At 54.2% G+C, this 24918-nt stretch carries 22 protein-coding genes and 3 tRNA genes; 2 read left to right on the top strand and 23 right to left on the bottom strand.

Annotation, left to right across the window (positions count from 1 at the left end; all coding sequences use genetic code 11):
* Positions 1-8: 8 nt before the first annotated feature.
* The 12 genes from F7R27_RS03375 to F7R27_RS03320 form a co-directional block, all read right to left on the bottom strand.
* Positions 9-1310 carry a sodium ion-translocating decarboxylase subunit beta gene (locus F7R27_RS03375; protein WP_151702819.1) on the bottom strand — a complete coding sequence of 434 codons (1302 nt, stop codon included), beginning with the start codon at positions 1308-1310 and terminating at the stop codon, positions 9-11.
* 12 nt (positions 1311-1322) lie between these two features.
* Complete coding sequence (gene oadA / locus F7R27_RS03370; protein ID WP_151702818.1) at positions 1323-3143, bottom strand: sodium-extruding oxaloacetate decarboxylase subunit alpha; 1821 nt, start codon at positions 3141-3143, stop codon at positions 1323-1325.
* Positions 3144-3180: 37 nt separating this feature from the next.
* Positions 3181-3432, bottom strand: coding sequence for an OadG family protein (locus F7R27_RS03365; protein WP_151702817.1), 252 nt, complete (start codon positions 3430-3432; stop codon positions 3181-3183).
* A 310-nt stretch (positions 3433-3742) separates the two neighbouring features.
* A tRNA-Arg gene (locus tag F7R27_RS03360) sits at positions 3743-3819 on the bottom strand.
* A 35-nt stretch (positions 3820-3854) separates the two neighbouring features.
* Positions 3855-3931, bottom strand: a tRNA-Arg gene (locus F7R27_RS03355).
* Between the two features lie 12 nt (positions 3932-3943).
* A tRNA-Ser gene (locus F7R27_RS03350) sits at positions 3944-4033 on the bottom strand.
* Between the two features lie 61 nt (positions 4034-4094).
* On the bottom strand, positions 4095-4283 hold the full coding sequence (gene csrA / locus F7R27_RS03345; RefSeq protein WP_151702816.1) for a carbon storage regulator CsrA: 189 nt from the start codon (positions 4281-4283) through the stop codon (positions 4095-4097).
* 168 nt (positions 4284-4451) lie between these two features.
* A complete protein-coding gene (locus F7R27_RS03340) occupies positions 4452-5687 on the bottom strand; it encodes an aspartate kinase (RefSeq protein ID WP_151702815.1) in 1236 nt (411 codons plus the stop codon).
* A gap of 46 nt (positions 5688-5733) precedes the next feature.
* Positions 5734-8325, bottom strand: coding sequence for an alanine--tRNA ligase (alaS, locus tag F7R27_RS03335; RefSeq protein ID WP_151703235.1), 2592 nt, complete (start codon positions 8323-8325; stop codon positions 5734-5736).
* Positions 8326-8466: 141 nt separating this feature from the next.
* Positions 8467-8955: a regulatory protein RecX gene (locus tag F7R27_RS03330; RefSeq protein WP_240776209.1), complete on the bottom strand. Its 489-nt coding sequence runs from the start codon at positions 8953-8955 to the stop codon at positions 8467-8469.
* Between the two features lie 34 nt (positions 8956-8989).
* On the bottom strand, positions 8990-10033 hold the full coding sequence (gene recA, locus F7R27_RS03325) for a recombinase RecA (protein WP_151702814.1): 1044 nt from the start codon (positions 10031-10033) through the stop codon (positions 8990-8992).
* Positions 10034-10110: 77 nt separating this feature from the next.
* Positions 10111-10587, bottom strand: coding sequence for a CinA family protein (locus F7R27_RS03320; RefSeq protein WP_151702813.1), 477 nt, complete (start codon positions 10585-10587; stop codon positions 10111-10113).
* 111 nt (positions 10588-10698) lie between these two features.
* On the opposite strand from F7R27_RS03320, the gene mutS reads away from it, so the two are divergent.
* The gene (mutS, locus tag F7R27_RS03315) at positions 10699-13296 is read left to right on the top strand and encodes a DNA mismatch repair protein MutS (protein WP_151702812.1); all 2598 of its coding nucleotides are present in this window, start codon (positions 10699-10701) and stop codon (positions 13294-13296) included.
* A 63-nt stretch (positions 13297-13359) separates the two neighbouring features.
* On the top strand, positions 13360-13683 hold the full coding sequence (gene fdxA / locus F7R27_RS03310) for a ferredoxin FdxA (RefSeq protein ID WP_151702811.1): 324 nt from the start codon (positions 13360-13362) through the stop codon (positions 13681-13683).
* Positions 13684-13728: 45 nt separating this feature from the next.
* On the opposite strand, the gene rpoS is transcribed toward fdxA, so the two are convergent.
* The 11 genes from rpoS to accA form a co-directional block, all read right to left on the bottom strand.
* Entirely contained in the window at positions 13729-14742 is a 1014-nt protein-coding gene (gene rpoS / locus F7R27_RS03305; protein WP_151702810.1) for an RNA polymerase sigma factor RpoS, read from the bottom strand.
* Between the two features lie 39 nt (positions 14743-14781).
* On the bottom strand, positions 14782-15666 hold the full coding sequence (locus tag F7R27_RS03300) for a peptidoglycan DD-metalloendopeptidase family protein (protein ID WP_151702809.1): 885 nt from the start codon (positions 15664-15666) through the stop codon (positions 14782-14784).
* 15 nt (positions 15667-15681) lie between these two features.
* On the bottom strand, positions 15682-16602 hold the full coding sequence (locus F7R27_RS03295) for a polyprenyl-phosphate transporter (protein ID WP_206060361.1): 921 nt from the start codon (positions 16600-16602) through the stop codon (positions 15682-15684).
* 13 nt (positions 16603-16615) lie between these two features.
* On the bottom strand, positions 16616-17251 hold the full coding sequence (locus tag F7R27_RS03290; RefSeq protein WP_151703232.1) for a protein-L-isoaspartate(D-aspartate) O-methyltransferase: 636 nt from the start codon (positions 17249-17251) through the stop codon (positions 16616-16618).
* A gap of 26 nt (positions 17252-17277) precedes the next feature.
* On the bottom strand, positions 17278-18033 hold the full coding sequence (gene surE, locus F7R27_RS03285; protein ID WP_151702808.1) for a 5'/3'-nucleotidase SurE: 756 nt from the start codon (positions 18031-18033) through the stop codon (positions 17278-17280).
* A gap of 62 nt (positions 18034-18095) precedes the next feature.
* Positions 18096-19157 carry a tRNA pseudouridine(13) synthase TruD gene (gene truD, locus F7R27_RS03280; RefSeq protein WP_151702807.1) on the bottom strand — a complete coding sequence of 354 codons (1062 nt, stop codon included), beginning with the start codon at positions 19155-19157 and terminating at the stop codon, positions 18096-18098.
* Entirely contained in the window at positions 19154-19450 is a 297-nt protein-coding gene (gene ftsB, locus F7R27_RS03275; protein ID WP_476739163.1) for a cell division protein FtsB, read from the bottom strand. The genes truD and ftsB overlap by 4 nt, the downstream gene beginning before the upstream one ends.
* A gap of 61 nt (positions 19451-19511) precedes the next feature.
* The gene (eno, locus tag F7R27_RS03270) at positions 19512-20804 is read right to left on the bottom strand and encodes a phosphopyruvate hydratase (protein ID WP_151702806.1); all 1293 of its coding nucleotides are present in this window, start codon (positions 20802-20804) and stop codon (positions 19512-19514) included.
* 38 nt (positions 20805-20842) lie between these two features.
* Positions 20843-22471 (bottom strand): CTP synthase, encoded by a 1629-nt coding sequence (locus F7R27_RS03265; RefSeq protein WP_151702805.1) that lies wholly within the window; start codon positions 22469-22471, stop codon positions 20843-20845.
* 54 nt (positions 22472-22525) lie between these two features.
* The gene (gene tilS / locus F7R27_RS03260; protein ID WP_151702804.1) at positions 22526-23866 is read right to left on the bottom strand and encodes a tRNA lysidine(34) synthetase TilS; all 1341 of its coding nucleotides are present in this window, start codon (positions 23864-23866) and stop codon (positions 22526-22528) included.
* Positions 23867-23887: 21 nt separating this feature from the next.
* A complete protein-coding gene (accA, locus tag F7R27_RS03255; protein WP_151702803.1) occupies positions 23888-24847 on the bottom strand; it encodes an acetyl-CoA carboxylase carboxyl transferase subunit alpha in 960 nt (319 codons plus the stop codon).
* Between the last annotated feature and the right edge of the window lie 71 nt (positions 24848-24918).

Genomic DNA, 24918 nt, shown 5'->3' with positions numbered 1-24918 from the left:
TTAACGGATCAGCCTACGAACTTGATCATCACACCTGCAGCAATCGCAGATCCGATGACACCCGCCACATTCGGGCCCATCGCATGCATCAGCAGGAAGTTCTGAGAGTTGGCTTCCAGACCCAGCTTGTTGGATACGCGAGCCGCCATAGGCACCGCCGATACACCAGCGGAACCGATCAACGGATTGATCGCATTACCACCCATCAGGACATTCATGATCTTGGCCATGATGACCCCTGACGCGGTACCGATGGCAAATGCCACGATACCCAGAACCATGATACCCAGAGTCTGAATATCCAGGAACTTGCTGGCCACCAGCTGAGAACCGATAGAGAGACCCAGAAAGATCGTGACAATGTTGATCAGCGCGTTCTGGGCCGTATCACTCAGCCTGTCAACCACGCCACACTCACGCATCAGGTTACCAAAGCAGAACATACCCAGCAGCGGCGCTGCATCCGGCAACAGCATACCCACCAGCATCATCAGCAAAACCGGGAAGAGGATCTTCTCTGTCTTAGACACAGGGCGCAACTGGCTCATCTTGATCTGACGCTCACGCTGCGTGGTCAGCAGACGCATGATCGGTGGTTGCACCATCGGCACCAATGCCATGTAGGCATAGGCAGAGACGGCAATGGCACCCAGCAGATGAGGGGCCAGAACAGTTGCCACATAGATCGCTGTCGGACCATCAGCACCACCGATGATGCCGATAGCAGCAGCATCCTGGATCGAGAAGTCCACTATGCCGAGCATGGTCATGCCGATGGCACCCAGTACTGTGGCAAAGATGCCGAACTGAGCAGCAGCACCCAGCCAGAGAGTTCTCGGGTTAGCCAACAGCGGACCGAAATCGGTCATGGCGCCAACACCCATGAAAATAATCAGTGGTGCAGCACCTGACGCAACGGTCACTGAGTAGAAGGTGTAGAGCATACCATGATTGTATCCGGCATCCTGAGCCAGCAGCGTGGCCGCTGACTTCAGCGATGGCTCAGCACCTCGATAGGCTTCAGTCAGCTCGGTTACAGCCCCTGATGCAACACCAAGCAGACTGGACAGTTCGGTCAGGAACTGAGGCCCACCCATGTAGATCGCATTTTCAACGGCCGACAGTGCCAGGCCCGCTTGCGGGATGTTGGCAAGTATGCCGCCAAAACCGATCGGCAGAAGTAGTAGTGGCTCAAACTTTTTCTTGATAGCAAGATAAAGCAGAAACAGACCCACTATGATCATCACCAACTGACCAGCCTTGAGGTTGTACGCCCCAGAGGCTAACCAGATTTCCAGGAGATTATCCATTTAAACGATGCCTCACGCCAGAGTAATCAGGGTATCGCCAACCTGCACGGCATCACCCTCTTTAACATCAACAGTGACCACAGTACCGTCACGCGCGGCACGGACCTCGGTTTCCATTTTCATCGCTTCAAGGATCAACAGTACATCACCCTCCTGAACCGCCTGCCCGGCCGCGACTTCGACTTTCCAGATATTACCGGCCAGTGGTGCGGGTACGGCTTCACCGGCAGCAGCGGCTGCCACAGGCGCTGCTGCCGGTGCGGCGGCTGGCGCAGCGGAAGACTGATTGACGGAGGTGATATCACCACCCTCGTTCACTTCAACCACATACTTCTGTCCGTTGACTGTCAGCGTATATACCTCTGGCCCGGAAGCAGCAGCCTTGGTTGCCGGTAGCGCTGCTTCAGCCTGAACAGCTGGTACGCCGGCCTCTGTCGGAGCTGGTTCAAAGGCATCGGGGTTACCGCGATTTTCGAGGAACTTGAGGCCTATCTGTGGAAACAGTGCATAGGTCAGAACATCATCCACCAGACGCTCACCCGACTCGAGTTTGACACCCTTATCCGCTGCGATCTGCTTCAGTTCCGTGCTGAGCTTATCCATCTCATCATCGATCATATCCGCAGGGCGACAGGTGATCGGCTCGGCGCCATTCAATACACGATCCTGCAACTCTTTGTTGTAAGGAGCCGGTGCAGCACCATATTCGCCCTTGAGAATCGCCTGCACCTCTTTGGAGATGGACTTGTAGCGCTCACCCACCAGTACGTTGATCACCGCCTGGGTACCCACGATCTGAGACGTCGGCGTCACCAGCGGGATCAGACCCAGGTCTTCACGTACTTTGGGGATCTCGGCCAGTACTTCGTCAAACTTATCGGCAGCGCCCTGCTCCTTGAGCTGGCTCTCCATGTTGGTCAGCATGCCACCTGGCACCTGAGCCAGCAGGATGCGCGAATCGGTACCACGCAGTGATCCCTCGAATTTTGCGTACTTTTTCCGCACATGGCGGAAATAAGCGGCGATCTCTTCAAGCAGTTCAAGATTCAGACCGGTATCACGCTCCTGGCCCTGCAAGGCGGCCACAACGGTTTCTGTCGCTGTATGGCCATAGGTCATCGACATGGAAGAGATAGAGGCGTCAACGCGATCAATGCCCGCTTCTATCGCCTTCAACAGCGTCATATCCGCCAGACCCGACGTTGCATGTGACTGCAGCTGTACTTCAAGCTGTGTCTGCGACTTCAGACGAGACACCAGATCATAGGCATCATAAGGGGTCAGAATGCCTGACATATCCTTGATGGCGATGGAGTCTGCACCCATATCTTCCAGACGCTTGGCATAATCCACCCACATATCCAGCGTATGAACGCGACTGGTGGTGTAAGACATGGTGCCCTGCGCATGTTTGCCGGTTTCCTTGACAGCCTTGATCGCAGCTTCAAGATTACGCGGATCATTCATCGCATCGAAGATACGGAACACATCCACACCGTTTTTCGCAGCGCGTTCAACAAACCGAGCCACTACGTCATCAGCATAGTGACGGTAGCCGAGTAGATTCTGGCCACGCAGCAACATCTGCTGACGTGTATTGGGCATCGCAGCCTTCAGTTCACGGATACGCACCCAGGGATCTTCTCCAAGATAGCGGATGCAGGAATCAAAGGTAGCACCACCCCAGCTCTCAGTAGACCAGTAGCCGACTTTATCCAGTTTGTCGGCGATGGGTAGCATGTCATCCAGGCGCATACGGGTCGCCAACAGTGACTGATGTCCATCTCGCAGCACGAGCTCGGTAATGCCAAGCGGGTTCTTTACGTCTGACATGAGATTGCCTTTCTCTTTAATTATTGAAATAAGGAAATTACTGACCGTTACGGCGGGAGCGATATTTGTGTATGGCAGCTGTCATGACGGCTGTCAATTGCGCATCGCTTGAAGCTGCCTGAGCAGGCGCTGTCTTTGCTTTCACCGGTTTGATCACAGGTGCAGGCTCAAAGCGCACCACCAGCCATGACATGAACATGGTGACGATGATCAAGAGTGTCAGAAAGACGACAACAAAACCCATTCCAAAGGCCATGAGGGTCAAGCCTTCAGCCAACAGTTCATCCATCAGGTGGACTCCCGAAAGTTATCAGAATACAGATTACTAGAGCATCTTTTAGTCTATTTAAGCTCAGATCTGCAAGCAGATGCAATAATTGTCTCGGAATGTAGTTTTTTTACACAGATGAGATGAAATCAATGAGCTACAGTGCGGCAGTTGCAAAACATGGATATGCAGATCAGGAAAAGCGGGCATTCTTTTTGGTAGCCACGGACAAGCTGAACCGCTACAGATATGGAATCAGGTCTGCCAGATTCTGCATCACATTGTATGAATAGGAGTGGTCTGACACAGGAGGTATGAAGCTTTGAAGAAATGGCGCGCCCGAGAGGATTCGAACCTCTGACCGCCTGGTTCGTAGCCAGGTACTCTATCCAGCTGAGCTACGGGCGCACACATGATGCCGTTGCCTTGAATATTTTCTTGTGTGGCGCGCCCGAGAGGATTCGAACCTCTGACCGCCTGGTTCGTAGCCAGGTACTCTATCCAGCTGAGCTACGGGCGCATACACAAAAAATGGCGGTGAGAGAGGGATTCGAACCCTCGATAGAGTTTCCCCTATACGCCCTTAGCAGGGGCGCGCCTTCAGCCACTCGGCCATCTCACCTCGACAACGGCGCGTATGTTACAAAAGACTCGCGCAAATTAAAAGGTAAATTTTCAAAAACTTACTCTTTATTTTCACCTTCGCTCTTTTCGCGCTGAATGCGCTGGTAAATCTCTTCACGATGTACTGAAACATCTTTAGGCGCATTGACACCGATACGAACCTGGTTCCCCTTGACCCCAAGTACTGTCACTGTGACATCGTCACCCACCATGAGCGTCTCTCCAACGCGACGCGTAAGAATCAGCATATGAATCTCCTTTTATGTCCTGTTAGCTGAATTCCGTCACTTCATGGAACACCGCACCACTTTCGTGAACTGTCTGTGCCGTGGCAACATACAGATTCAACGCAGCGCTTGCTGCATTCCATTTTCCGGGCCTGCAGCATATCACTATAGAGCAACATGCTGTTTTCGTCACTCCGATACGGTATCCGAAGAGTCCAGGTTAAACGAAGAGTGCAGGGCCCTGACTGCAAGCTCCAGGTACTTCTCTGCAATAACCACCGACACCTTGATTTCAGAGGTCGAGATCATCTGTATATTGATATTCTCATTTGCCAACGCATCAAACATCTTGCTGGCAACTCCGGCATGGGAACGCATGCCCACACCAACGATAGACACCTTGGCAATCTTGTTATCGCCGGCACACTCACGCGCACCCAGCTCAGCCACAACCTGCTCAAGGATCTTCTGCGCTTTATCGTAATCATTACGATGCACAGTGAAAGTGAAGTCTGTGGTCTGATCAGCCGCCACATTCTGCACGATCATATCCACTTCTATGTTAGCACGACTGATAGGACCAAGAATGCGCGAAGCAACACCCGGTATATCCGGCACGCCGATAACAGTCAGTTTTGCCTCATCACGATTGAACGCAATGCCTGAGATAACCGGTTTTTCCACAGTATTGTCATCCTCTATTGTGATCAATGTGCCCGGACCATCGACAAAGCTGGACAGCACACGCAGGGGCACCTTGTACTTGCCAGCAAATTCCACACTGCGAATCTGAAGTACCTTGGACCCCAGACTGGCCATTTCCAGCATCTCTTCGAAAGTAATCTTATCCAGTCTTCTGGCATCTTCCACCACTCGCGGATCAGTGGTGTATACACCATCGACATCGGTGTAGATCTGGCACTCATCCGCCTTCAAAGCAGCCGCCAGAGCCACACCCGTGGTATCAGAGCCACCGCGCCCCAGAGTCGTAATATTGCCATTATCATCCACGCCCTGAAATCCGGCCACAACCACAACACGACCGGCATCAAGATCGGCACGCATGCGCTCGGTCTCGATATCCTGAATACGCGCCTTGGTATGGGTATTATCCGTTCTGATACGCACCTGACCACCAGTGTAGGAGCGAGCATCGACACCGCGCTTGTGCAATGCCATGCACAACAGGGCTATCGTGACCTGCTCACCGGTCGATACCAGCACATCAAGCTCACGCGCATTGGGCTGTGCCTGGATATCTTTCGCCAATCCGATCAGACGGTTGGTCTCTCCACTCATCGCAGACAGCACCACCACAACATCATCACCACGATCCCTGAAGCCCTTGACCTTATCGGCCACGGCCTCAATGCGCTCGACAGAGCCGACCGAGGTACCTCCGTACTTCTGTACGTACAATGCCATCTTATCACTCTCTCCTGGTCTGCCTGGCCTGCAGGCAACATGAAAACTAGGCTACTGACTCAACCAGCCCCGGCACCATTGCCAGCGCATCAGCAATACCCGCAACATCTATACCGCCGCCCTGAGCCATATCCGGACGACCACCACCCTTGCCACCGAGTCGCGCAGCCAGCTCACGCACCAGATCTCCTGCTTTTACCTGTGCGGTCAGATCCTGAGTGACACCGGCAACAATACTGACCTTACCCTCCTGCTCAGCGAGCAGCACGATCACGCCACTCCCAATCTTGCTTTTAAGTTGATCCAGCAGTTCACGCAGCCCCTTGGCATCCACACCGTCCACCTTTGTGGCCAGTACTTTGATGCCTTTGACCTCAACAGCCTGAGAGAGCAGATCACCACTTTGCGCTGATGCCAGCTTGGCACTCAGACGCTCAATTTCCTTTTCCAGCTGACGGTTGCGCTCATGCAGCGCACGCACTTTATCCAGCACGAGGTTTTTCGACCCTTTCAGCAGGGCCGCTATCTCATTGATGGTGTTTTCAGCTTCTTCAAGACGCGCCAGCGCATTCACGCCCGTCACCGCTTCTATTCTGCGCACACCTGCAGCAATACCGCTTTCCGCAGTGATCTTGAGCAGGCCTATATCTCCGGTGCGCGCCGCATGTGTGCCACCACAGAGCTCTATGGAAAACTCACCCATTCTGAGCACACGCACATCATTGTCATACTTCTCACCGAACAGCGCCATAGCCCCTTTGGCCTTGGCATCCTCAAGTGACATCACTTCGGTTTCAACAGCATTGTTCATGCGGATCTGATCATTAACCAGCGCTTCGATCTCACGCAACTGATCAGGCGTGACAGCCTCAAAATGGGAAAAATCGAAACGCAGGCGCTCAGCATCCACCAGTGAACCCTTCTGCAGCACATGATCTCCCAGCACCTGACGCAGCGCCGCATGCAGCAAATGAGTGGCGGAATGATTCAGTGCTGTTGCCTGACGCCGGCCGCGATCCACTTCAGTGATCACTGTATCTCCGACAGACAACACACCCTCAGCCAGCTGGCCATGATGCAGATGATGCCCACTCTCCTTGGTGCAGTCGTTGACAACGAACTGTCCACGATCCCAACGCAAGTAACCGGCATCACCGACCTGACCACCGGATTCGGCGTAAAAGGCGGTATTTTCCAACACTACCATACCGGCTTCGCCAGCGGCCAGCTGCTTCACCTCCTGCCCATCGCGAAAGAGTGCCAGCACGGTTGAGCGGTCTTCCAGTGCTTCATAGCCGCTGAAACGGGTTTCCCCTTCAATATCCAGCTGTGCGTTGTAGTCGACATTGAACTGCCCAGCAGCACGCGCACGTGCTTTCTGCTGCTCCATCTCGCGCTCGAAACCGTCCATATCCAGCGTCAGATCATGCTCACGCGCAACATCAGCGGTCAGATCGACGGGGAAGCCATAGGTATCATACAGCTTGAACACGGTATCGCCTGGAATAATCCTGCCCTGCAGATCCGCAATCGCCTGCTCCAGAATACTCATGCCATTTTCAAGCGTGCGGGCAAACTGCTGCTCCTCTTTCAGCAACACCTGCTCTACCTGAGCCTGCATTCTGACCAGCTCCGGATAGGCCTCACCCATCTCGGCGACCAGTGCAGCCACCAGTTTATGGAAGAAGGCATCACGGGCACCCAGCTTGTTGCCATGACGAATTGCACGACGGATGATTCTGCGCAGAACATAACCACGCCCCTCGTTGGAGGGCACCACACCATCAATCACCAGGAACACACTGGAACGGATATGGTCGGCGATCACACGCAAAGACTTGTGAGTTGTATCCTGATAACCCAGCACCGCTGCAGCAGCCTTGAGCAGACTCTGGAACAGATCTATCTCATAGTTGCTGTGAACATGCTGCAGCACAGCAGAGACACGCTCAAGCCCCATACCAGTATCTACTGATGGCTTGGGCAGAGGTGTCATGCTGCCGTCACCTGAGCGGTTGTACTGCATGAAAACGATATTCCAGATCTCGATATAGCGGTCGCCATCTTCATCAGGGCTGCCCGGAGGGCCACCTGCCACCTCAGGACCATGATCAAAGAAGATCTCGGTGCAAGGGCCGCACGGACCGGTATCACCCATGGACCAGAAGTTATCTTCATCCAGTTTGGAGAAACGTTCCGGATCGACACCGATCTCCTCTTTCCAGATCTTTTCAGCCTCATCATCACTGTGATGGACAGTCACCCATAAACGCTCTTTCGGCAAGCCCATCACCTCCGTCAGGAAGGTCCAGGCAAAACGGATCGCTTCCGGCTTGAAGTAGTCACCGAAGCTGAAGTTGCCCAGCATTTCGAAGAAGGTGTGGTGGCGTGCCGTATAACCGACATTTTCCAGATCATTATGCTTGCCGCCGGCACGCACGCAGCGCTGCGAAGTCACCGCGCGACTGTAGGAACGCTTGTCAGTACCCAGAAACACGTCCTTGAACTGCACCATACCCGCATTGGTAAACAGCAGAGTCGGATCATTGCCCGGAATCAGTGAGCTTGAGGGAACAATCTCGTGTCCCTGCTGATTGAAGTAGTCAAGAAAAGCCTGACGTATCTGTGCACTTGTCATGTATTTCATATAACGTTCCGTTGCCTGGGTACGGTTTGCAGAGCCCAACCGGACGACTCGAGTGATCTGGCGTCAACCGGTGTTTTTGATGCAAAAATGGGGACGTATTATATAACGTGTGCAGAAAATGTACGATAATTTTTATATATCAAAATCAGGGATATCTGATGCACTCAGTGCATAACGCGCCTGCTCATAGGAAAATCCGCGTCCGACAAGATGGCGAAGCTGTTTGACCTGAGTTTTTGGATCACTAGAGGGGGTACCTGGAAAACTCCTTTCACGCACGCTCAACGCCAGTGCAAACCAGTCGGGATCAGCCTCCTGCAGAGCAGCACTGACCATATCATCGGTAATACCCTTCTGGCGCAGTTCATAGCGAATCTTGATCTCCCCATGACCCTGGGAGATTCTGTTGCGGATAAATACCTCAGCAAAACGCTTGTCACTTTGGTACCCATCATTTTGAAGCCGGTCCAGAACGGACTCGACCTGTTCAACTGACCCCTTGCGCAGCAACTTCTGCTGCAACTCCGCACGTGAGTACTCACGTCTGGCCAGCAACCCTATCGCTGAGACTCTAAGCTCTGAATCAGTGACGGTATCCGACATTGCCATCCCTCTACTCATACAAGAGGGCATCCCTGCCCTCCGGTTTAACATATCAGGAAAGATCCAGCTGCGCTGATTCCTTCTCTTCCACTTCCGCTTTGGGTGGTACAACCGCAAGCAGACGTTTGCGAATTTCAGTCTCGATCTCCAGCCCCATTTCAGGATGCTCTTCCAGATACTTGGCCGCATTCGCCTTACCCTGACCTATTTTTTCACCCTTATAGGCATACCAGGCACCGGATTTGTCTACCAACCCCTCCTTGACACCCAGATCGATCACTTCACCCAAGCGGTAAATACCGCTGCCATACATGATCTGGAACTCGGCCTGCTTGAACGGCGGGGCAACCTTGTTCTTCACCACCTTGACGCGGGTTTCGTTGCCGACCACCTCTTCACCCTGTTTCACCGAACCGATACGGCGGATATCCAGACGCACTGAGGCATAAAACTTGAGCGCATTACCACCGGTAGTGGTTTCAGGCGAGCCGAACATGACGCCAATTTTCATACGAATCTGGTTGATGAACACCAGCAGGCAGTTCGCATTCTTGACACTGCCGGTCAGTTTACGCAGCGCTTGAGACATCAAGCGAGCCTGCAGACCGACATGTGAATCCCCCATATCACCCTCAATCTCGGCTTTTGGCGTCAGTGCCGCAACCGAATCGACGATAATCACATCGACCGCATTGGAGCGCACCAGCATATCGGTGATTTCGAGCGCCTGCTCTCCCGTGTCCGGCTGAGAAACCAGCAGGTTATCGACATTGACACCCAGTTTTTCGGCATAGATGGGGTCCAGCGCATGCTCGGCATCGACAAAGGCGCAAGTCTTACCCTGCTTTTGAGCCTGAGCAATCACCTGCAGTGTCAGAGTGGTTTTACCGGACGATTCAGGCCCGTAGATCTCGACAACACGACCATAAGGCAGCCCACCCAGCCCCAGAGCAATATCCAGACCGAGGGAGCCGGTTGAGACGCTGGGAATCGCTTCACGCGGATGATCACCCATGCGCATGACTGCGCCTTTACCAAACTGACGTTCGATCTGGGAAAGCGCAGCATCCAGCGCCTTCTTTCTATTATCGTCCATTACTCACCTCTGCCCGTTGCGGTCAAAATACTGTATATCTGGACAGTATTATTCCACATCGATTTCAGAATGCAAGTCTAGTGTGGCAAATAAGCAATAATCCCTTCCAGCGCCTGCTCAACCGCCTGCCTGCGCACCTCTTCTCTGTCTCCACTGAAGTAGCTCAGACAGGAAACAGTCGCCCCCCCCCGCACAGCCCAGGCAAACCAGACGGTCCCGACCGGTTTGCGCTCCGTCCCACCATCCGGCCCAGCGACTCCACTGATGGACACCGCTATTGTTGCCTGACTCCGCTGCAGAGCACCCTCGGCCATGGCCACGACTACCGGCTCGCTGACCGCACCATGACTATCAATCAGCGCCGCTGGAACACCCAGCATCTGTTGCTTGGCATGATTCGAGTAGGTAACAAACCCACAATCGAACCAGTGCGAGCTGCCTGGTAGCGCTGTCACAGCTTGTGACACCCAGCCACCGGTGCAGGACTCGGCTGCTGCCATGGTCGCACCGCTTTGCATAAGATGCTGTGCCACTCTTTCTGCCAGATTTTTCATTACTCCATCCTCTTCACGACTACGATCAGACTGCCGTTTGACGTAGAATGCCTGTTTGCTTTCTTCGCTATGCGCGGTTTCAACTCTCCGACAAGGCAGATCCCGGTTACCATGAATTCAGATACTAGCACGCAACTGCAACAGCATACCCCGATGATGCAGCAGTATCTGCGCATCAAGGCTCAGCACCCGCACCAACTGCTCTTTTACCGTATGGGTGATTTTTATGAGCTGTTCTTTGATGATGCCAAACGCGCCTCGCAACTGCTCGATATTTCACTCACTGCCCGCGGCAAATCCGGCGGTCAGCCGATCCCTATGGCAGGCATTCCCTATCATGCCGCCGAGAACTATATCGCCCGCATCGTCAAGGCGGGTGAATCAGTTGCGATCTGCGAGCAGATAGGTGATCCAGCCACCAGCAAGGGGCCTGTTGAGCGCCAGGTGATGCGGATAGTCACACCCGGCACACTCAGCGAAGAGGCCTTTCTGGACTCCGCCCGCGACAACCTGCTGGTGGCCATCAGTGAGCACAATGGGCATTACGGCCTGGCTCAGGTGGATATCAGTTCCGGTCGCTTCAGTATCCTGGAGTTGGATTCGGAAGAAGGGTTACTCAGTGAAATTGAGCGACTGCAACCTGCCGAGCTCCTCTGTCCGGACCAGGGTCGCGCTGCCGAACTATACCGCAAGCGCCGTGGGCTGCGCTTGCAGGGTCCCTGGCTGTTTGAGCAGGATACCGCCGTTTCTCTGCTCTGCCAGCAGTTCAACACCCGCGATCTCAGTGGCTTCGGTTGTAGCCACCTACCGCTGGCCATTGCTGCCGCAGGATGCCTGCTGCAGTATGCCCGCGATACACAGCGCACCGCCCTGCCACATATCCGCCGCCTGCAGGTTGAGCAGCGTCAGGACGCAGTGGTCATGGATGCCTCTACCCGACGCAATCTGGAGCTGGATACCAATCTCAGCGGCGGTCGTGACAACACCCTGTGTTCCGTTCTGGACAAGTGCCACACCCCCATGGGCAGCCGACTGCTCAGGCGCTGGCTGCATCGTCCTCTGCGCAGTATCAGCGCGCTTCATGCGAGACAGGATGCGATACGCTGGCTCAAGCAGGAGTATCGGCATGAGCAGATCGCCGAGGGTCTGCGCCCTATCGGTGATGTCGAGCGTATCCTGTCCCGGGTTGCCCTGCGCTCAGCCCGCCCACGCGACCTTGAGCGCCTGCGTCATGCTCTGGATGCCTTACCTGCGCTGCAGACACATCTGGGCAGCACCGACTCAGAGCTGGTGACGCGCATCGCATCCGAGATCCATGAATTCCCCGGTCTGGCACAACTGCTCGCAACTGCCATCATTGATGGACCACCCGTGGTGATGCGTGAAGGTGGTGTGATCGCTCCCGGTTATGACGCCGAACTGGATGAGCTGCGCGGTATCAGCGAGAACGCTGGTGACTATCTGGTGCAACTGGAGCTGCGCGAGCGTGAACGGACTGGTCTGGCAACACTAAAGGTTGGCTACAATCGTGTGCATGGTTACTTCATCGAACTCAGCCGCAATCAGGCTGAATCGGTGCCGGCAGACTACATCCGTCGTCAGACGCTGAAAAATGCCGAGCGTTTTATCACTCCAGAGCTGAAGGAGTTTGAAGACAAGGCATTAAGTGCCAAGGGCCGCGCTCTGGCCAGAGAAAAACAGCTCTATGATGAGCTGCTGGACAAGATTGCTGAGCAACTGACACCACTGCAGAACAGCGCCAGCGCTCTTGCCGAGCTGGATGTCCTCAATACCCTGGCAGAACGTGCCGACACGCTGAACTACAGTGCCCCAGTGCTGACAGATGAGCCGGGTATCGAGATCATTCAGGGGCGCCACCCGGTCGTTGAAGCCGTATCGTCGGAACCATTTATTGCCAATGATCTCCGCCTCAACCCAGAGCGACGCATGCTGATCATCACCGGCCCGAACATGGGCGGTAAGTCCACCTATATGCGCCAGACTGCTCTGATCACGCTGCTCGCACATATCGGCAGCCATGTACCCGCTGCCAGCTCCCGTATTGGCATAGTGGACAGGATCTTCACCCGCATGGGCTCCTCTGATGACCTGGCCGGTGGCCGCTCCACCTTCATGGTCGAGATGAACGAGACAGCCAACATCCTGCATAATGCAACTGAACGCAGTCTGGTGCTGATGGATGAGGTCGGACGCGGCACCAGTACCTTTGACGGCCTGTCACTAGCCTGGTCCTGCGCCGAGTATCTGGCCCGTGAGATTCGTGCCTTCACCCTTTTTGCAACACACTATTTTGAACTGACCACCCTGCCGGAGAAAGGCGAAGGGATCGCTAATGTGCATCTGACCGCTGTGGAGCACAATGATCATATCGTGTTCATGCACGAGGTTCAGGAGGGAGCCGCAAGCCAGAGCTACGGGCTGCAAGTTGCCAGACTTGCCGGCGTTCCGCGCAGCGTCATAGAGGAAGCACAGGACAAGCTGATTCAACTGGAGCAGGACAGCCGCGCCAGCGAAATGCGCCCGGCCCCGACGCGCCAGAGAACATCAGAACAACCGCTGCAATCCGACCTGTTCATTGCCCCCGTACCATCCGAGGTGGAAAAGAGGCTTGCACAGATTCGACCGGATGACCTCTCACCAAGAGAAGCACTGGATCTTTTGTATGAGCTGAAAAAAATTGCCCGCTAAGACAAGCAGGCGCAGCAACAATCACTATAGTTAAACTATTCAATACAGCCAGAGGGACAACACATGGCGTTTATCGTTACCGAGAACTGCATCCGTTGCAAATATACCGACTGCGTTGAGGTGTGTCCGGTTGATTGTTTCTATGAAGGGCCGAACTTTCTGGTAATCAATCCTGATGAGTGCATTGATTGTGCACTATGCGAACCGGAGTGTCCGGCAGAAGCGATACATCACGAGGATGACCTGCCTGCAGATCAGCAGCACTTCTATGAGTTGAACAGAGAGTTGGCAGAGGTATGGCCCAATATCAGCGAGCGCAAGGAGCCACTGGAAGATGCCAAGGAGTGGGATGGCGTGAAAGACAAGTTCAAATACCTTGAGCGCTGACACATTCAGCCGGACGAGCTAACTGTCGTCCGGCTGAATGAGAGGTCACTGCAGCAAGTCTTCACCACTGAGGCCGTTCTTTTCAACGATTTCACGCAGCTTGCGCAGCCCCTCTACCTGTATCTGACGCACACGCTCACGGGTCAGACCTATTTCAAGCCCTACCTGCTCCAGCGTACTCATCTCGTAGCCGCGCAGACCAAAGCGCCTGGACAGGACTTCTGCGTGCTTTTCAGGCAGCATATCCAGCCAGCGGTTCAGATTGCCGCTGATATTGGTATTCTGCAACAGAGTTTCAGGATCTGAAGACTCCTGATCGGCAATGGTCTCCAGCAGTGGCTTGTCACTGCCTCCACCAGCCGGGATGTCGATTGAGGACACCCGCTCATTCAGCCCCAGCATCCGTTCAACACTGGCCACCGGCCTGTCTACCAGTTCGGCAATCTCATCCGCCCGTGGCTCATGATCAAGCTTCTGCGCCAGTTCACGTGATGCACGGAGGTACAGGTTAAGCTCCTTGACGACATGAATGGGCAGCCTGATCGTTCGGGTCTGGTTCATGATGGCACGCTCAATCGTCTGACGTATCCACCAGGTAGCATAGGTGGAGAAGCGAAAACCACGCTCTGGATCGAACTTCTCGACCGCACGAATAAGCCCGAGGTTACCCTCTTCAATCAAATCCAGCAGTGTCAGGCCACGATTGATATAGCGGCGGGCAATCTTCACGACCAGACGCAGATTGCTCTCGATCATCCGCTTGCGAGCAGCCTCCTGCCCCTGAAGCGCGAGACGCGAAAAATACACCTCTTCCTCAGCGGACAGCAGTGGAGAGAAGCCTATTTCATTCAGATACAACTGTGTTGCATCCAGGCTTTTGGCATTCATAAGGTCCTTGTGGGCAGGCGTGCCTCGACCTCGACCTCCCGCCATCAACTGCGCCAGATCTTCATCATCGACAGCATCTTCAAGCGAGTCATCATCAGTGTCTTCAGCATCAAGCTCAAGATCCAGACCAAACTCATCATCATGCTTGTCATTATTGTCGACCGACTCCATCTGATCACCTCTAGCTGTTCAGGAATTTACCTGATATTACTACCTTTTCGGTAAAAAACGCACTGGATCAACCGGTTTTCCATCCTGCCTTATTTCAAAGTGCAATTTGACACGGTCAGTTCCCGTATTACCCATTTCGGCAATTTTTTCACCGCCTTTAACCATATCATTTTCATTAACCAGAATGCGACTGTTATGGGCATACGCACTTAAAAACTGATGGTTATGATTGATGATGACCAGATTACCATATCCAAGCAGTCCGCTGCCTGCGTACACCACACGCCCATCCGAAGCAGCAAAAACCGGATCACCAGCGTTACCGGCAATATCTACGCCTTTATTGCCATCGGCGCGAGTAGAAAAGCCTGCGATGATATTCCCGGCGGCTGGCCACTGCCATCTGACTGGCCCAGTCGATGCCGGAGCTGATGTCGTGACAGGTCGCGCAGCAGGCACAGATGGAGTTGCCACTGGCCTGCTGGCAGTCTGCTCAGCCGGTCTGGCTGGTGCGGCAGCAGCCGGTGTCGTGGAGCCTTCTGCCTGTGCTGGGGTTGTAGAAGCAGGCGCCTGTGTACGCGCCGGCGTTGCAGATACCGCTGCAGGCTGACCGGCTGGCAGCAGCGTCAGCTTCTGTCCCGGAAATATCTGATAACGTCCATCTATGTTATTCCAGGCTGCAACCTGCCGATAATCAAGGCCATAGCGCCAGGAGATTGAATAGAGGGTATCGCCACGGACTACGGTATAACTTCCGGGATTGGGCAGCGCAGCCCGATTACCTGAGCTAGTGGCAGGCTGCGTGGATGATGTCGCCGAACGGGTTCGGTCGGATACGGGGGCATAACCGCTGGAGCAGGCAGTCAACCAGACTGCCAGAGATGCGGCCAATGGCACCCTGAGCCAGTCACAAGACTTGATCACCCACACCTCCTTTCACTATTTCCTGTCCAGCAGCAGAACCAGCGCACCACCAGCCAGAATAAGGCATAGTGCGAACCAGACCAGCGGATCATGCCCGGTCAGCTCGGCATAAGCTGCCGGAAGGATATTATCCTGCACCAGTGGTATTTCATCACCATGACGATTGATGGTATAGGACATGGTGTACTTCCAGGGCCAGACTTTATTCAGCGACCCCAGCATGAACCCGCCCAGCAATGACAGTGTGAGAGGACGGTAATTGGTAAATGCCCAGCTCAGCACTCTTGAAAAACTCATCAAACCAAGAATACAACCGGTAGTAAACAGCATCAAGAACTGCAGATCGAACCCTCTCAAAGCAGAGAGAACCGGCGCATACATCCCCAGCAGCAGCAGAATAAAGCTGCCTGAGATACCGGGCAGAATCATCGCGCAGATGGCTATCATGCCCGAAAAAAAGATCATCCCCATTCCCGGCTGCACAATCGCAGGCGACAGTGAAGTGATCAGCAGAGCAACCACCACCCCAAAACAGAAGGCCAGCAAGCGATCCAGCGTGATACGGTCAATATGCCGCATCACCGTCCAGCAGGAAGCCAGAATCAATCCGAAAAAGAAGGACCACAGAGGAATGGGATGATTCTCCAGCAGATAGAGCACCACCTGAGCGATACTCAGAATACTCAGCAGGATACCGCTGACCAGCGCCAGCAGAAAGCTGCCATTGACATATTGCCAGCAAGCCACAGGGCCCTGCTGGAAAAGCATCTTGAGCGCCTGAATATCAAAACGCCTGATACTGAAAATCAACTCTTCATAGATACCGGTGATAAAAGCAATAGTGCCCCCGGACACACCCGGCACGACATCTGCCGCTCCCATCAACAAGCCCTTGCCCGTCAGACAGAGATACTGACGGAAATTACGCTGCTGCATAGATCTTTCCTGTTCAGCGAATTGTGCCACTTACCAGCGGTACAAAACGGACAAATTCCAGTACCTGAGTATCAAAGCCATCACCATCCAGTCGTGTGATCAGCTTCAGTTGCTGCTGATCTCTACCCACCGGAATCACCAGCCGCCCGCCTGGAGCCAACTGCTGCAGCAACTCATCAGGCACCTGTTCGGGCGCGGCCGTTACAAGAATACCATCAAACTGCATTTTTTCGGGCCAACCCATCGTACCATCACTGTGACGGCAGATGATGTTATAAAGTTTCAGTCGTTTGAATCTATCCTTGGCCTTTTCCTGCAACGGACGTATCCGCTCGACGGAATAGACCTGACCCACAAGACGTGCCAGCACGGCGGTCTGATAGCCTGACCCTGTCCCCACCTCAAGCACCTTGTCCAAGGGACCTGCTGCCAGCAGCACCTCTGTCATGCGTGCAACGATATATGGCTGGGAGATAGTCTGGTTAAAGCCGATCGGCAGGGCCGTATCTTCATAGGCTCTGTGGGCCAACGCCTCATCCAGAAAAAGATGACGCGGTGTATCGAGCATGACATCCAGAACACGCATATCACTGATACCCTGCTCCCGCAGACGCTGTATCAGTCGCTCGCGAGTACGGCGAGATGTCATGCCGATCCCCTGAACATCAAACTCGGTCACAGTTTTTCCTCTAACCAGCTGGCAAGATTATCCATCCCTGAGTAGTGAGTCATGTCGATCTGCAACGGAGTCACGGAGACAAATCCATTTTCGACTGCAAAAAAATCAGTACCGGGCTCACGGTCCGCGGCATCGCCGGCACCTGCTATCCAGTATCGCTTGCGCCCGCGGGGGTCAAGCACTTCAACCGGCTTGTCTGCTGCAACCCTGTGCCCCAACCGAGTGACATGCACACCACGAATCTGCTCCATCGGCAGATCCGGTATATTCACATTCAACACAGTACGCGGTGCAACGACCAGCGACTCCAGATTGCGCACCAGCATTCTGATCACCTCGGCAGCAACCTCATAGTGTTCCGGAAAAAAGCTGTTGGAAGAAACCGCGATAGGTGGCAATCGACAGGTTCGCCCCTCTGTTGCAGCGGCCACCGTACCCGAATACAGGACATCATCCCCCAGATTGGCACCGGCGTTGATGCCCGACACCACGATATCCGGTTCAAAGCCCTCAACATACAGACCGCTTCGCCCAAGATGCACACAGTCTGTCGGTGTACCATTCAGGCTGAAAAAACCATTCTCATGCAGATGAGATTCCAACGGTCGATCCAGGGTCAGTGAATTACTCGCACCACTACGATTGCGATCAGGTGCAACAACACAAATTTCGGCATCCTTTGCCAGAGCAGCCGCCAGGGCAGCCAGCCCCGGCGCATAGACTCCATCATCATTGGAGATCAGTATTTTCATTTCAACTCTCACGCGTCTGCACAGTGACGCCAATAATTTTCTGATTTTATTCTAATATAACGTTAGTCTGTTAAGGTATGAATCTGCTGTTCATTTTCCAGATGACACACTTCGCGCAGTACACTGGTTGCAAAGGAACCTGTTCCCAGACTGAAGCTGACCACCCACTGCCGGTCCTTCTCGGCAGACACCTTCATATCACCCGGTATCAATTTGATTGCACGACGCTCCTGGTTCAATCCCAACTGTACCAGGCCATCAGCCCAGGCTTGCCAGTCCGAAATCAGACTGCGTTCCAGATCTGCGGCGACACCTTGCGTCATCAGATCGCCCCGGCCCCACATGGGTGCCGTCAGGTGCAGCTCTCCTGCTCTGATCCTGTCAGACAGGCCAGCACTGCCATCCTCGACAAAGCAGCTCTGCCCTTCACGCTGCATCAGCACATCTCCAGGCAGCAACCTGTCCCATAACTCCTGACGGATACGCCCTGCAACCACGCTGTTGAACAACCAGGACCTCAGTGCCGAGATATACAGGCCGCGTTTATGCCGCTGCCGCTCTTTGAGCGCTCCACTGATAAGCGCATCACCCTTCAGCAGATTCCCCCCGGCATGACCGAAACGCTGTTCACCAAAGTAGTTTGGCACCCCGGATGCGATCAAACCGAGTCGCCTTTCCAGCTCATCGGGATGCGTCACATCACGTAATCTTATACTGAAGTGATTGGCTTTGAGAGTACCCAGCTTGAGTTTGCGTTGATGGCGTATGCTACGCAACACTTTGATGCTATCAGATTCGAACAGCGACCAGGCAGGCTCGCGTGAAGCGATCGGCCAGTGTACACAGAACCACTGATCGGTTATGGCATGACGATCCTTCTTTCCAGCATAGGTGACATGACGCGGATCGATGGCACAGAACTTAGCCAACTGGCGCGCAACCCAATCGGTATTCTCACCCGTCTTGCGGATCTGCAGGAAAAGATGCTCACCTTCTCCACAGGGCTCGAAACCCAGCTCTTCAGTCACACAGAAGTCCTCTGGCTGCACCCTTATCCGGGCACTGCCTTGAGGTTTCTCATATAGCCAGGGCAGCTGTTCCGGATCAGCCTTCAACAGTGTCATCGCCGACGCCTTTCAGGAGCAGGTTCAACCAGTTGATAGAAGGTTTCTCCTTCACGTACCATACCCATCTCGCTGCGCGCACGCTCTTCAATCGCCTTCAGCCCCTGTTTCAAATCCATTACCTCAGCCTCCAGACGCTGATTGCGCTCAGCCAACTGCTGATTTTCCTCAATCTGAGACTGGATCTGTTTTTCCAGCTCCCATACCTGGCGCAGGCTTGGCTCACCGAACCAGAGTCGGTATTGCAACCCGATCAGCATCAACACCAGAAGAATCAACAGCCACCGAAACACGCCATACCTCATGTACATATAGATAGGGGGGCCGTAGCCCCCCTATCTGTTCAGTGATTTCTCAGCTCTGACCCTTGATTTCGGAGCGGCCTTTATAGATCGCCTTCACACCCAGCTCCTCTTCGATACGAAGCAGGCGGTTATACTTGGCGACACGATCAGAGCGACACAGAGAGCCGGTCTTGATCTGCCCGGCCGCTGTTCCAACGGCCAGGTCAGCGATCGTGGTATCTTCCGTTTCACCGGAGCGATGAGAGATAACGGCAGTAAAGCCTGCAGCCTGCGCCATTCTGATCGCATCCAGGGTTTCAGACAAGGACCCTATCTGATTGAACTTGATCAGGATGGAGTTGGCAATACCTTCATCAATACCACGCTTGAGAATACGTGTATTGGTTACAAACAGGTCATCACCCACCAACTGCACACGGTCACCGATCTTGTTGGTCAGATCAGCCCAACCAGCCCAGTCGGATTCATCCATACCATCTTCGATAGAGATGATCGGGTAGTCATTGCTCAGGCGCGCAAGATAATCTGCAAAGCCGGCAGGGTCAAACACCTGACCTTCACCCGCCAGATCATACTTGCCATCCTTGTAGAATTCGGAAGATGCGCAATCCAGAGCCAGCGTGACATCCTTGCCCAGCTCGTAACCGGCTTTTTCCACCGCTTCACGAATGACCACCAGTGCCTCTTCATTGGAGCCGAGATCCGGAGCAAATCCACCCTCATCACCTACAGCAGTGCTCAGACCACGAGACTGCAGTACAGCCTTGAGGGCATGGAAAATTTCCGTACCGCAGCGCAGCGCATCAGAGAAAGAGGTGAAGTTCACAGGCTGAACCATGAACTCCTGTATATCGACGTTGTTGTCGGCATGCTCACCACCATTGATGATATTCATCATCGGAACCGGCATGGAGAACTGGCCTGGAGTACCGTTAAGTTCTGCAATATGCGCGTAGAGAGGGATACCCTTGGCGACTGCAGCAGCCTTGGCCGCAGCCAGAGAGACAGCCAGAATCGCATTGGCACCCAGCTTGGATTTGTTCTCGGTGCCATCCAGTGCCAGCATCTTATCATCAAGTGCGCGCTGGTCGGTCACATCCATACCCAGCAAGGCATCACGAATCTCGCCCTTGATTGCAGCAACAGCTTTCAGAACACCCTTACCCAGATAGCGTCCCTTGTCACCGTCACGCAGCTCCAACGCTTCGCGCGAACCGGTGGATGCACCAGAGGGAGCACAAGCACTGCCGGTGATGCCATTGCTCAGGATCACATCGGCTTCAACGGTCGGATTACCGCGCGAGTCCAGCACTTCACGGGCTTTGATATCTGCGATCTGCATTTCCACAACTCTCCAACAGGTTTTAAATCAAAAAACGGTCAGCTTTGCGCCTGATGATCCAGTGCGGCCTGAATAAAACCGGTGAACAGGCCATGACCATCACGTGGCGTCGAGGTAAATTCCGGATGAAACTGACAGGCAACAAACCAGGGATGATCAGGCACCTCAATCACCTCTACCAGCTCACCATCTTCGGAACGACCGGAAATCACCAGCCCAGCCTCTTCCAGAAGGGGAACGTAATGGTTGTTCACCTCATAGCGATGACGATGGCGCTCGCGAACTTCAGTCGAGCCATACACCTGAGCCACTTTGGAGCCTTCGAGCAGATGGCACAACTGCGCACCGAGGCGCATGGTTCCACCCAGATCGGTTTGATCAGAACGCTGCTCTACTTTGCCGCTCAGGTCAGTCCACTCTGTAATCAGACCTATCACAGGATGCGGTGACTGCTTATTGAACTCGGTCGAGTTGGCACCTTCCAGCCCCGCCATATGCCGCGCATATTCGATAACAGCGACCTGCATGCCCAGACAGATACCCAGATAAGGGACTTTGTTCTCACGGGCATAACGCGCCGCCAGAATTTTGCCTTCCACACCACGCTCACCAAAACCACCCGGCACCAGAATCGCATGTGCATCCCTGAGTATATCGACACCCTCTTTCTCAACTCGCTCGGAGTCGATGTACTCGATTCGAACCTTCTTGTGCAGTGCGATTCCAGCATGAGTGATCGATTCTATCAGCGACTTGTAGGCATCCAGCAGCTCCATATACTTGCCGACCATGGCGATTTTCACCTCGCCATCGGGGTTCAGCATACCATCCACTACACGATCCCAGTCACTCAGATCGGCCGGTTTGCACTCAAGACGGAAGCGATCAATAACGATCTCATCCAGCCCCTGCTCAGCCAGCATTCGAGGAATCGCATAGATGGAGTTGGCATCGGGCAGGGAGATCACCGCACGCTCTTCAACGTTGGTGAACAGGGCCAGCTTGCGACGGGATGAGTCCTGCAGAGGCTGCTCGGAACGGCAGACCAGAATATCCGGCTGGATACCGATGGAGCGCAACTCCTTGACGGAGTGCTGGGTCGGCTTGGTTTTGGTCTCACCGGCCGTGGCGATATAGGGCACCAGTGTCAGGTGCATGAACATCGCCTTACCTATTCCCAGTTCGGTACGCAACTGCCTGACCGCCTCAAGGAATGGCAAGGACTCGATATCGCCCACTGTTCCACCGATTTCGACCAGTGCGACATCCGCACCACTGGCTCCCTCAATAACGCGACGCTTGATCTCATCCGTGATATGCGGAATCACCTGCACCGTGCCGCCCAGGTAGTCGCCGCGACGCTCCTTGCTCAGTACATGCTGGTAAACCCGGCCTGCCGTGAAGTTGTTTCGACGCGTCATGGTGGTACGAATGAAGCGCTCATAATGACCCAGATCAAGGTCGGTTTCAGCACCATCATCGGTGACAAAAACCTCGCCATGCTGGAAAGGACTCATAGTGCCGGGATCCACATTAATATAGGGATCCAGCTTGAGCATGGTAACTTTAAGCCCGCGGGCCTCAAGGATGGCCGCCAGCGAAGCTGAAGCGATACCTTTGCCCAAAGAGGACACTACACCGCCGGTGACGAATATATAGCGCGTCATGCAAAACCCGTAAGATCGTGATGTTTGGAGGGAAAAAACGTAATCAAGATGGGGCTACAGACTAACAAAAAAAGCACGTCCCGACAACGAAAAAGGGCGCCAGATAAAATTTAGCCCCGGATAGTCGGCCAGCAGCTCCGTGTTACAGATACCCGGCACTGCCGCAATCTGATTATCCAACATCAGCAGAGGCCACTCCTGTCTCAACCATGGCGGCACACCCGCATCCTGAAACAACTGCTTGAGACTGACCGAAAACCCTTTACCCAGCGGGCACAGCACCTCCCCCCCGGATCTGTATAGAATCGAGAGTTGCGGCATCGTCTCATCCGCCAGATCTGCCTGGTCGGCATAGTCACCCGGCACCACTTCAAGCTCTCCGCCACGCAACTCCAGCGTCATTGCCCTGTCGAGCGCTATCCGGACAGACGCCGAATCTGCCGTCGGTTGCGAGACTGACTCACCCTGCAGCAGAAACAGATGTTGGCGATAGCGCCGGAGCAAGGCTCGACCCAGTCGCATCTGCGGCTGAGCATCCTCTTTTGATTCCAGAAACTGCCGCCTGATCGCCAGCAGATCCTTGCGATTAAGGAGATAACCCGACTCTCCCACCCAGTATCTGAGCAGATTATGCTGGCGTGATTCAGCCAGCTGCTTCAGAGCAACCAGATCCAGGGCTCCTGCCTCACTCTGCAGGAGCAGCAGATCCTGCCGGGCCAACTGTTCAAGCAGATCACGTGCCTCAACCATCATTTGAGCGGTTTCAGCGAAGCGATGATCAAGATGGGACCAGCGCTCACGCAGTGGATCCAGCACCTGATGCCGCAGAAAGTTACGATCATAATGTTCAAGTTGATTACTTGGATCCTCTATCCAGTTCAAACCCTGATCTCTGGCCCAGCCCTCAAGCTGTGAACGGCTGAACTGCAGTAGCGGACGCAGCAACAACGCCTTCCCGAGGGTACGCCTGACCGGAATGCCGGCCAACCCATTCACCCCGGCTCCCCGGATCAGCCGATACAGCAGAGTTTCGCTCTGATCACCGGCATGGTGCCCAAGCAGCAGGCAATCACCTGGCGTTAGCCATTGAGTGAACGCCTGATAACGCGCTTCACGTGCTGCGTTCTCGGAACTCCCCTCAGGCTGAACACGGATCACCGTACATGAAACACCCAACTGATTGCAGATCGCTTCGCAATGATCAGCCCAGGCATCAGCCTGGGGCTGCAGCTGATGATGGATATGCAGTGCATGCAGGGAAGCAGGCGGGAAAAGTCTGGCCGCCAGGACCAGCAGAACGGTAGAGTCGAGGCCGCCGCTGTAGCCGATGACCCAGCGACTGACCTGATGCTGATCAGCAAGCGCCTGTCGAAATTCAGACAGCAGATCCGACATGGCGCTCAACAGATGCGCTGTTTAATCTTCATGCAGGCCGTAGGAGAGCAGGCGAGCATAGCGACGTTCCAGCAACTCATCATGTGAAAAGCGATCCAGACGATCCAGCGTTTCCAGCAGGTGCTGCTTGATGCTCTGCGCCATAGCCGCAGGATCACGATGTGCGCCACCCAGAGGCTCGGGAATGACCTGATCCACCAGTCCCAGCTCATGCAGTCTGTCGGAGGTGATCCCCATCGCCTTGGCTGCGTCAGAAGCACGCTCGGCGCTTTTCCACAGAATAGACGCGCAACCTTCAGGAGAGATCACGGAATAGGTACCATACTGCAGCATCAGCAGCTCATCACAGACACCGATAGCCAGCGCTCCACCCGAGCCACCTTCGCCGATGACGGTAGAGATAATCGGCGTTCTCAACTGGGACATTTTCGCCAGATTGAATGCGATCGCCTCAGACTGCCCGCGCTCTTCGGCATCTATGCCTGGATAAGCACCCGGCGTATCGATAAAGGTCAGCAGCGGCAGGCTGAAGCGCTCTGCCATCTCCATGAGTCGCAAAGCCTTACGGTAGCCTTCAGGGCGTGGCATACCAAAATTGCGCTTTACCTTCTCTTTGACTTCACGCCCTTTCTGATGACCTATCACAACCACCGGACGACCATCCAGGCGTGCCAGACCACCTACGATCGCCTGATCATCGGCAAAGTGACGATCGCCATGCAGCTCGTCAAAATCATCAAAGGCCTGAGCCACGTAATCCAGTGTATAAGGGCGCTGAGGATGCCTCGCCAGCTGAGAGATCTGCCAGGCACTCAGGTCTGCAAAAATCGACCGGGTCAGCTTGCGACTTTTCTCCTGCAGGCGCTCAATCTCTTCTGACAGATTGAGCTCTTCGTTACCTGCACCAACATGGCGTAACTCATTGATTTTGGCTACCAGATCCGCAATAGGCTGTTCAAAATCGAGGTAGTTAGGATTCATGTGCTTCCATATCTTTTTAAATGTAAACTTTTTGAGTGTAAATACCAGAGCTCAGTTAAGCAAACGATTCT

The organism is Nitrincola alkalilacustris, from assembly GCF_008973755.1.
In the GTDB taxonomy this organism is placed as follows: Bacteria; Pseudomonadota; Gammaproteobacteria; order Pseudomonadales; family Balneatricaceae; genus Nitrincola; species Nitrincola alkalilacustris.
This window is presented reverse-complemented; position numbering and strand designations above follow the sequence as displayed.

Excerpts from the sequence above, each read along its gene's own strand:
- surE (WP_151702808.1), bottom strand. The coding sequence starts at position 18,033 with ATGAAAATACTGATCTCCAATGATGATGGAGTCTATGCGCCGGGGCTG.
- F7R27_RS03375 (WP_151702819.1), bottom strand. The coding sequence starts at position 1,310 with ATGGATAATCTCCTGGAAATCTGGTTAGCCTCTGGGGCGTACAACCTC.
- F7R27_RS03365 (WP_151702817.1), bottom strand. The coding sequence starts at position 3,432 with ATGGATGAACTGTTGGCTGAAGGCTTGACCCTCATGGCCTTTGGAATG.
- fdxA (WP_151702811.1), top strand. The coding sequence starts at position 13,360 with ATGGCGTTTATCGTTACCGAGAACTGCATCCGTTGCAAATATACCGAC.
- F7R27_RS03340 (WP_151702815.1), bottom strand. The coding sequence starts at position 5,687 with ATGGCATTGTACGTACAGAAGTACGGAGGTACCTCGGTCGGCTCTGTC.
- F7R27_RS03295 (WP_206060361.1), bottom strand. The coding sequence starts at position 16,602 with ATGCAGCAGCGTAATTTCCGTCAGTATCTCTGTCTGACGGGCAAGGGC.
- accA (WP_151702803.1), bottom strand. The coding sequence starts at position 24,847 with ATGAATCCTAACTACCTCGATTTTGAACAGCCTATTGCGGATCTGGTA.
- F7R27_RS03290 (WP_151703232.1), bottom strand. The coding sequence starts at position 17,251 with ATGACATCTCGCCGTACTCGCGAGCGACTGATACAGCGTCTGCGGGAG.
- eno (WP_151702806.1), bottom strand. The coding sequence starts at position 20,804 with ATGCAGATCGCAGATATCAAAGCCCGTGAAGTGCTGGACTCGCGCGGT.
- tilS (WP_151702804.1), bottom strand. The coding sequence starts at position 23,866 with ATGTCGGATCTGCTGTCTGAATTTCGACAGGCGCTTGCTGATCAGCAT.
- recA (WP_151702814.1), bottom strand. The coding sequence starts at position 10,033 with ATGGACGATAATAGAAAGAAGGCGCTGGATGCTGCGCTTTCCCAGATC.
- oadA (WP_151702818.1), bottom strand. The coding sequence starts at position 3,143 with ATGTCAGACGTAAAGAACCCGCTTGGCATTACCGAGCTCGTGCTGCGA.
- mutS (WP_151702812.1), top strand. The coding sequence starts at position 10,699 with ATGAATTCAGATACTAGCACGCAACTGCAACAGCATACCCCGATGATG.
- F7R27_RS03265 (WP_151702805.1), bottom strand. The coding sequence starts at position 22,471 with ATGACGCGCTATATATTCGTCACCGGCGGTGTAGTGTCCTCTTTGGGC.
- rpoS (WP_151702810.1), bottom strand. The coding sequence starts at position 14,742 with ATGGAGTCGGTCGACAATAATGACAAGCATGATGATGAGTTTGGTCTG.
- csrA (WP_151702816.1), bottom strand. The coding sequence starts at position 4,283 with ATGCTGATTCTTACGCGTCGCGTTGGAGAGACGCTCATGGTGGGTGAC.
- F7R27_RS03320 (WP_151702813.1), bottom strand. The coding sequence starts at position 10,587 with ATGAAAAATCTGGCAGAAAGAGTGGCACAGCATCTTATGCAAAGCGGT.
- F7R27_RS03330 (WP_240776209.1), bottom strand. The coding sequence starts at position 8,955 with ATGAGTAGAGGGATGGCAATGTCGGATACCGTCACTGATTCAGAGCTT.
- truD (WP_151702807.1), bottom strand. The coding sequence starts at position 19,157 with ATGACACTGTTGAAGGCTGATCCGGAACAGCTGCCCTGGCTATATGAG.
- alaS (WP_151703235.1), bottom strand. The coding sequence starts at position 8,325 with ATGACAAGTGCACAGATACGTCAGGCTTTTCTTGACTACTTCAATCAG.